The sequence below is a fragment of the Micromonospora sp. MH33 genome, assembly GCF_003013775.1.
Classification (GTDB): domain Bacteria; phylum Actinomycetota; class Actinomycetes; order Mycobacteriales; family Micromonosporaceae; genus Micromonospora; species Micromonospora fulviviridis.
This window is the reverse complement of the sequence record NZ_MUYZ01000316.1, coordinates 1-7757: the sequence shown is the minus strand read 5'-3', so window position 1 is coordinate 7757 and position 7757 is coordinate 1. Positions and strand designations below refer to the sequence as shown.

The following is a 7757-nucleotide window of genomic DNA, read 5'->3' as shown; positions in this document are numbered from 1 at the left end:
CGGTGCGGCGCAGCACGTCCCGGTGCGAGGCCGCCCACACCCGGCCGGCCCGCCGCCAGAGCCGCTGCCAGTCGGCGGCGGCCCGGCCGCCGAGCGCCGCGCCGATCCGGGCGGTGAACTCGGCCGGGTCGGCGCAGGAGTCCAGGGTGGGGCCGTCGCCGGGGAAGACGTGCCGGACGATCGGGTCCAGCGGCACCAGGTCCAGGTATTCGTCGAGTTTCGCGCCGGTCGCCTCGAACAGGTCGTGGAACACCTGCGGCAGGGTGACCAGGCTCGGCCCGGTGTCGAAGCGCCACGCCCCCTCGGGGGTGTCGTGCAGGTACCGGCCGAGCTTCCCGCCGACGGTGTCGGCCCGTTCGAGGACGGTGACCTCGTGCCCGGTGACCGCCAGCCGGGCGGCGGTGGCCAGACCGCCCACGCCGGCGCCGATGACCACGATCCGCGCCATGCCGCCCCCTCTTAGCTGACCGGGCGACCCCGCCAGGTGAGCCGGCGTCGCTTCCGCAGATGGTACGACCGCAGGGTCAGCCAACCGAGGACCACGACCGATACGGGGTGTGCCAGCGCGTCGGGCCAGGCCCGCCCGCCGGTGGCCCGCGCGCTGACCGCCCGCCCGGCGACGCCGAACAGGTAGCCGGCCAGCGCGAGCCCGGCCGTCACCGGCGCGCCGGCCACCAGGGCACCGACCGCGACCAGCGGGGGAGCGGTGTAGAGCAGGAGCAGCAGGGCCACCACCACCCCGGCCGCGGCCGGGTGCCCGAACGAGGCCCAGAGCGACTTGGTGTAGCCGTCGCGCAGGTCCGGCCAGCTGTCGTACATCCGGCAGGCGGCCAGCCGCGCGCCGTCCGCGAGGGCGATCCGGCCGCCGGACCGCTTCACCGCCCGGGCCAGCTCGATGTCCTCCAGCACCTTGTCGGCGACCGCAGCGTGCCCGCCGGCGCGCAGGTAGCCGGCCCGGTCCACGACCAGGAACTGCCCGCCCGCCGCGGCCAGCGACGGCCGCGGCGAGCGTTCCATCGCGCGCAGCGGCAGGAACGTCAGCCACAACCACTGCAACAGCGGCTGCACGAGCCGGTCGGCCACCGTCCGCACCAGGATCCGGGGGTACGGCGACAGCAGCGTCGCGCCCGCCGCGCGCAGCTCGGTCACCGCCGCCGCGACCGCGTACGGGGTGAGCACCACGTCGGCGTCGACGAAGGCCAGCACGGTCGGGGCCGGGTCGGTGCGGGTGGCGAGCTGCCAGCAGGCGTACGGCTTGCCCAGCCAGCCGGGCGGCGGGGCGACCCCGGTGAGCAGGGTGACCCTCGGGTCGTCGCCGGCCACCGCGCGGACCACCCCGGTGGTGCCGTCGGTCGAGCCGTCGTCGAGGACCACGATCCGCAGCTCCGGCATGCCGCGCTGGGCGAGCAGCGCCCGCAGGCACGGGGTGACCCGGTCGGCCTCGTCGCGCAGCGGCAGCAGCACCGCCACCGCCTCGGTGACCTCGACCGGGCCGGCGCCGGGACGGCGCAGCCAGGCGGTGGCGTTGACCAGCGTGTGCGCGGTGAGCGTGGCGACCACCGCGACCACGACGAGCGCGGGGATCATGCCGGCGCGTTGACGCGGGCCGCCGGTTCCGCCACCCCGCGACCGGCCCCGTCCCGGCGGGCGCGCAGCAGCGTCACCGCCAGCGGCACGGCGGCCACCGCCATCCCGGCCGCGCCCCAGAGCGCCGAGGCGGGCAGCCGGAGGAAGACCGCGTGCGCCAGCACGCTGGAGGCGTACGTCCACAGGTAGAGCGCGAACATCGGGGCGTCCCGCCCGTCGGTGCGGTCGACGGGCGGCCCGGCGAGCGGGCGCAGCGCGGCCATCAGCAGCACCGCGAAGAGCAGCCAGCCCAGGTAGTTGCTGACCGGGATGCCGGGCAGGCCGGGCAGGGCCGGGGTGGCGTCCCGCCAGCGCCAGTAGCCCTCGGCCACCATCTGCGGGTCGAGGAAGAGGTCCCAGGCGGCCAGCCCGACCGCGGCGAGGGCGATCCGGCCCGGGCGGGAGCCGGTGAGCCGGACCGCGGTGAGCCAGGCCGGCCAGGCCATCCAGGTCCAGGCCAGCGGGATGATCAGCGGCACCCCGGCCAGCTTCGGGCCCAGCTCGCCCGAGTAGTCGTAGCTGCCGAACGGGAAGCCGGTGGCCACGCCGAGCGCCTCGATCGCGAAGCCGCCGCCGGTGGCCACGGCGACCAGGGCGAGCGCGGTGCGCGTACCCCGGCTGAGCAGGGCGTGCCCCACGGAGAGCAGCCAGCCGAGCACGACGGTGGCCACGGTCAGCCCGGCCCGGGTCGCGCCGCCGGTGAGCGGGTAGCAGATCTGGGCCAGAACCAGGACGGCCAGCAGCGCCCAGGGCAGCCGGCCCCGGCTCACGGCACGTCCGGGGCGCCGCCGGAGCCGGGCGGGGGCAGCGGCAGGTCCCGGCCGAGCACGCCGAACGGCCGCTCGTCGCCGGGGAAGTGGAAGTGGCGCAGGATGTCGACGAAGCCGAACCGGCGGTAGAGCCGCCAGGCCCGGGACCGCTGCTCGTCGGCCTCCGGCGTGGAGAGCAGGGTGGTGCTCCCCTCGGCCATGGTGAGCAGGGCGCGCAGCTGGCCGGCGCCCAGGCCGTGCCCCTGCGCGGGCGGGCGGACGTGCAGCTCGACCACCTCGAAGCAGTGGGTCAGCCAGCGCTGCCGGGCCTCGCCGTCCAGCGCGCGGTGCACCTGGTCGTGCCACCACTGGCCGGCGGCGCCGAGGTAGCCGTACCCGAAGCCGGCCAGGTGGCCCTCCGTGGTGAGGCTGGCGACGGCGCGGAAGCCGGGCCGGCGGACGTGGGTGGCGATGTAGCCGCGCCGGGCCTCCAGCAGGTCGGCGCGGTAGCCCATCGCCTCGCCGTAGACGGCCACCACGTCGTCCAGCCGCCGGACCAGATCGTCCGGCGTCCACCGCACCAACCTCATGCGTTCCCTCTCGCCGTTTCCGGGTCGCCTGCGGGGGCGGCCCACCCCAGCACCGTGCGGTCGCCGACCACGTCGCCCACCGCGAACCGCGCGAACAGTTCCTCCGCGTACCAGCCCTCGGTGGGGGTGCGGGTGATCGCGGCGCGGTGCTCCGGGTGACGGTACGCGAACGCGACCAGGTCCGCCGCGTCACGCCACACGCTCACCGTGCCCTGCCAGCCCAGCGGGGCCTCGCCGACGCCGAACCGGGCGAGCAGCCCGGGGTCGCCGAGCAGGTAGCCGATCCGGAGCCCGGCCAGCCCCCAGGTCTTGGTAAGGCTGCGGACCACCAGGAGGCCGGGCAGGTCACGGCGGGCGGCGAGGGACTCCGGTTCGCCCTCGACGCCGGGGGCCGCCGTGGTGTCGGCGAACGCCTCGTCGACCACCAGCACCCGGCCGGGGCGGGCCAGCGCGGCGAGCGCCCCGGCGGGGTGCAGCACGGAGGTGGGGTTGGTGGGGTTGCCGACCAGCACCAGGTCGGCGTCGGCGGGCACCCGGGCCGGGTCGAGCCGGAAGTCCTCGGCGGGGTCGAGCAGCACCCGCTCGACGGTGTGGCCGGCGGCCCGCAGGGCGGCCTCCGGCTCGGTGAACTGCGGGTGCACCACCACCGGCCGCCGGGCCTCGCGCAGGGCCCGGGCGATCAGCACGAATCCCTCGGCGGCGCCGGCGGTGAGGAGTACCTCTTCGGGGGGACGCCCGTGCCGGGCGGCGACGGCGGCCCGGGCCGGGCCGGGATCGGGGTACGCGGCCAGCGCGCCCATGGCGGCGACCAGCGGGTCGGCCAGCCAGTCCGGCATCGGGGCGCGGCGGACGTTGACTGCCAGGTCCACCAGGCCGGGGGTCGCCTCGGCGTCCCCGTGGTGGCCGAGGTCGGGCTCGCCCCCCGGTGCGTCGGTCCCGATCAGCTGAGCACGCATGTCCGCGATCCTGCCGGGAAGCCGCCGCCCGGGACAGCGGATCCCGGCGTGGGCCGCGTCACCACCGCTGAACCCCCTCGCCCGTTTATGAATTCTTCTCATTTCCGAATCGGAAATGTCATAGCTTGACCACGTGAGCAACCGACCCCTTGCCTCCGCTGGTCGTGCCGTGCCCCTTCTCCGCGCCGGGCTCATCGCCGGCATCGTGGTCGCCGCCGCGGCCTATCCGCTGGCCGCCGTCACCGGCATCGGCGCCAAGGCCACCGCACACGCAGTGGAGCAGAAGACGAGCATCCTCAAGACCGCGCTGCCCGCCGAGACCTCCTACCTGTACGCGCCGGACGGCAAGACCGTGCTGACGATGTTCTACGAGGAGTACCGGCAGTACACCAAGATCGAGGACATGTCGCCGAACATCCAGCAGGCGATCGTCGCCGCCGAGGACAACCGCTTCTACCAGCACCACGGCGTCGACCCGAAGGGCGTGGCCCGTGCCTTCGTGTCCAACGCCCGGTCCGGCGGCGTCTCCCAGGGCGCCTCGACCCTCACCATGCAGTACGTCCGGATGGCCCTGCGGGACAGCGCCAAGACCCCCAAGGAGGTCCAGGAGGCCACCCAGCAGACCAGCCTGCGCAAGGTCAAGGAGATGCGCATGGCGCTGGACATCGAGAAGCACATCAGCAAGGAGCAGATCCTCGAGCGCTACCTCAACTCGGCCTACTTCGGCCACCGGGCGTACGGGATCTACGCGGCCTCGCAGATCTTCTTCTCCAAGACCCCGGCCACCCTCACCCCGGTGGAGGCGGCCACCCTGGCCGGCCTGGTCAAGTCCCCCTCGGAGTACGACCCGATCACCTCCGACCAGAAGGACGCCACCGCCCGCCGCAACTACGTGCTCGACAACATGGCCCGCCTCGGCTACCTGTCGCCGGACGCCGCGGGGGCGGCCAAGGCCGAGCCGATCAAGCTGCGGCTCACCAACCCGCCGAACGACTGCGCCTCGCTCCTGGAGAAGTACCGGGCGACCTGGGGCTTCTACTGCGACTACCTGAAGAACTGGTGGAGCACCCAACCCGCGTTCGGGGAAAATCGGCTGGAACGGATGGACAAGCTGCGCCGGGGCGGCTACCGCATCGTCCTCGCCCTCGACCCCAAGATCCAGGAGGCGGCGGAGAAGAACGTCGGCGCCAAGGACGGCACGGGCAGCCCGTACGCCAACGGCATCGTGGTCGCCGAGCCGGGCACCGGACGGATCAAGGCGATGGCGGTGAACCGGACCTACTCGCTCGATCTGAGCGAGAACCCGAACAGTTCCAACCCGGAGGCCGGCCCGAACGTCAAGGCGAACTATCCGAACACGGTCGCACCGTTGCTCGGCGGGGGGACACTCCCCGGGTACCAGGCCGGATCGACGTTCAAGATGTTCACGATGCTCGCCGCGCTCAACTCCGGGACGAAGCTCTCCGACACCATCAACTCGCCGTACCGCTACCAGTCCAAGGTCTACGACGGGTGGGCGCCGTCGAACGCCAGCGGCGCGATGACCGGCGTGCAGACCATGTGGTCCGGCTTCGGCAAGTCGGTGAACACCTTCTTCGTGCAGCTGGAGGAGCAGGTCGGCGCGGAGAAGGGAGTGCGCCTGGCCGAGCAGCTCGGGCTGCGCTGGCGTACCGACGTGGACCGCGAGCACGCCGCGCCGGACAAGGCGAACAAGTGGGGCGCGTTCACCCTGGGCGTCTCCGACGCCACCCCGCTGGAGATGGCGAACGCGTACGCCGCCGTCGCGGCCGACGGCCGGTACTGCGAGGCCATCCCGGTCAACTCGATCCTGAACCGGGACGGCACGCCGGCCATGTACAAGACCGCCGGCGGGGTGGAGCGGGAGGTCGCCAAGCCGCGCTGCCGGCAGGTGGTCAGCGCCGACGCGGCCCGGGCGGCCACCGACGCGGCCCGCTGCCCGACCGGCGACACCCCGGCCAGGGGGGGCTGCGGCGGCTGGTCGACCGCGGACAGCGTGCGGGGCACGGTCGGCCGCCCGGTCGCCGGCAAGACGGGTACCACGGACAGCACCCGGTCCGCCTGGTTCGCCGGCTACACGCCGGAACTGGCGGCGGCCAGCTTCATCGCCGATCCGGACAACCCGTTCAACGCGGTGGGCGACGGACTGTCCGAGGTGCCCGTCAACGCGGTGGCGATGACCCTGCGCGACGCGCTGAAGGGCCAGCCCACCCGCCAGTTCACCCCACCCAGCGACCAGATAGTCGGCTGACCGCCCCCTGAGGCTGCCCGGGGGTGCGCCCGGGCCAGTTGATCAAGAGGTTTGCGCGCGGAATCGCCCGATTCCTGACGCAAACCTCTTGATCAACTTACGTGGGGGGCGCGGTCAGCGGAGGTCGGCGGAGACGAAGGACCACAGCTCCAGGTCCACCCGGGCCCCGTGGACGAAACCGGCGTTGCGGAGCAGGCCCTCGTAGCTGAAGCCGGCCTTCTCCGCGACGCGGCGGGAAGCCACGTTGCCGGGCGCCACCCGCAGCTCGACGCGCTGGAAGCCGTGCTCCAGGATCAGCGCGATGGCGACCGCGTCGACCGCCTCGGCGGCCAGGCCGTAGCCGCGGGCGTGCGGGGCGATCGCGTAGGACACCTCGGTCAGCCGGGCGCCCCAGTCGGTGCGCCGGGTCCAGAGACAGCCGACCACCCGCTGGTCCTCGCGGCGGACCACCGCCCAGTGGTCGCCCTCGCCGCTGTCCCGGCGCTGCCGGGCCAGCTCGGTGCACCAGGCCCGCCCGTCGATCTGACCCGAGGAGTCGGCCAGCGGCAGCCACCGCTGGGTCTGCCGGTCCGCGAACACCTCGTCGACCGCCTCGGCGTCCGCCGCGACGAGCTGGCGTACCTCGGTGCGCGGGGTGGAAACGGTCAGCGCCGGGAAACGGCGCACGGCCACCTGCCCGATCACGCCGGAGCCTCCGCGGGGGCGACGGCCGCCGCGACCAGCCGGGCCGCGATCTCCGGGTGCGCCGCCCAGTGCGGCACGAGTTGCGAGGCGTGCACGCCCCGCCAGACGAAGCCCTCCGGGGCGCCGCCCTCCCAGCGCCAGGCCGCCCGCTCGCCGGACCGCGGGGTGAGCACCGCGGCGTGCTGCTTGTGCCCCACCACGGTGGCACCGGCCCGGGCCACCACGCTGTCACCGGCCGCGGTCGCCTCCCGGTAGCCGACCACCAGGCCGTCCCGGCTGGCGCCGACCGCGTCGAGCACCCCGCACATGGGCAGGCCGTCCAGCTCCCGGGCCAGCCAGAGCAGGCCGGCCCCCTCGGCGACCACCGGGCGGCCGGTGCGGGCCAGCTCGGCCACCGCCGCCTCCCCCTCGTCGGCGCGGCGTTCGTCGGCGACGATCCACCAGGTCCCGGAGAGGACGCCGACGGGCGTCCCGGGGTACGGCTGCCAGACGCCGCGGTAGCGCAGCCCGTCCAGGGTGGAGCGGTCGCGCTGCTGCCGGCGCCAGCCGGCGAGGACCGGCAGGGCCGCGCCGAGGCGTTCGAGGGACTCGGTGGCGTCCTGGGCGGTGAGTTCCGCGAGGGCGGCGAGGTCCTCCCGTTCGACGGCGGCCCAGAAGGCGGCGTCGGCGCCGCCCGGGCTCTCCTCGGCGGCGGGGCCGCCGGGACCGGCGCTGGGCCAGTAGCGGGCCCGGTCGAAGGCATAGGTGGGCAGGTCGACGGTGCCGGTCTCGGCGAGCACGGCGGTGAGGTCCACCGGGAGGCCGATGGTGTGCGCGGTGGCCAGGTTGGTGAGCAGGCGGGTGGGGTCGTCCTCGCCGCGGCGCAGGGTGCCGACCGTGTGGC

Annotated in this window: 7 protein-coding genes and 1 pseudogene; 1 reads left to right on the top strand and 7 read right to left on the bottom strand. The window is 74.8% G+C overall.

What is annotated here, in order from left to right; all coding sequences use genetic code 11:
- From B0E53_RS30655 to cobC, 5 genes are all read right to left on the bottom strand, one after another.
- Nucleotides 1–448 (bottom strand): FAD-dependent oxidoreductase (locus B0E53_RS30655; RefSeq protein WP_146167823.1); only part of this gene is annotated, 448 nt, incomplete at its 3' end.
- A gap of 11 nt (nt 449–459) precedes the next feature.
- Nucleotides 460–1587, bottom strand: coding sequence for a glycosyltransferase family A protein (locus tag B0E53_RS30650; RefSeq protein WP_107079176.1), 1128 nt, complete (start codon nt 1585–1587; stop codon nt 460–462).
- Nucleotides 1584–2396, bottom strand: coding sequence for a carotenoid biosynthesis protein (locus B0E53_RS30645; protein ID WP_107079175.1), 813 nt, complete (start codon nt 2394–2396; stop codon nt 1584–1586). The genes B0E53_RS30650 and B0E53_RS30645 overlap by 4 nt, the downstream gene beginning before the upstream one ends.
- Nucleotides 2393–2965 (bottom strand): GNAT family N-acetyltransferase, encoded by a 573-nt coding sequence (locus B0E53_RS30640; protein WP_107079174.1) that lies wholly within the window; start codon nt 2963–2965, stop codon nt 2393–2395. The genes B0E53_RS30645 and B0E53_RS30640 overlap by 4 nt, the downstream gene beginning before the upstream one ends.
- Entirely contained in the window at nt 2962–3921 is a 960-nt protein-coding gene (gene cobC / locus B0E53_RS30635; protein WP_168215453.1) for an Rv2231c family pyridoxal phosphate-dependent protein CobC, read from the bottom strand. Before cobC ends, B0E53_RS30640 begins: the two co-directional genes overlap by 4 nt.
- A 133-nt stretch (nt 3922–4054) precedes the next feature.
- On the opposite strand from cobC, the gene B0E53_RS30630 reads away from it, so the two are divergent.
- Nucleotides 4055–6190: a transglycosylase domain-containing protein gene (locus B0E53_RS30630; RefSeq protein WP_107079173.1), complete on the top strand. Its 2136-nt coding sequence runs from the start codon at nt 4055–4057 to the stop codon at nt 6188–6190.
- A gap of 114 nt (nt 6191–6304) precedes the next feature.
- On the opposite strand, the gene B0E53_RS30625 is transcribed toward B0E53_RS30630, so the two are convergent.
- Together B0E53_RS30625 and B0E53_RS39825 are read right to left on the bottom strand one after the other, a co-directional pair.
- Nucleotides 6305–6874, bottom strand: a complete 570-nt coding sequence (locus B0E53_RS30625) for a GNAT family protein (protein WP_107079172.1) — start codon at nt 6872–6874, stop codon at nt 6305–6307.
- A pseudogene (locus B0E53_RS39825) lies at nt 6871–7757 on the bottom strand (cobyrinic acid a,c-diamide synthase); the annotation flags it as partial. The pseudogene B0E53_RS39825 and the gene B0E53_RS30625, both read right to left, overlap by 4 nt.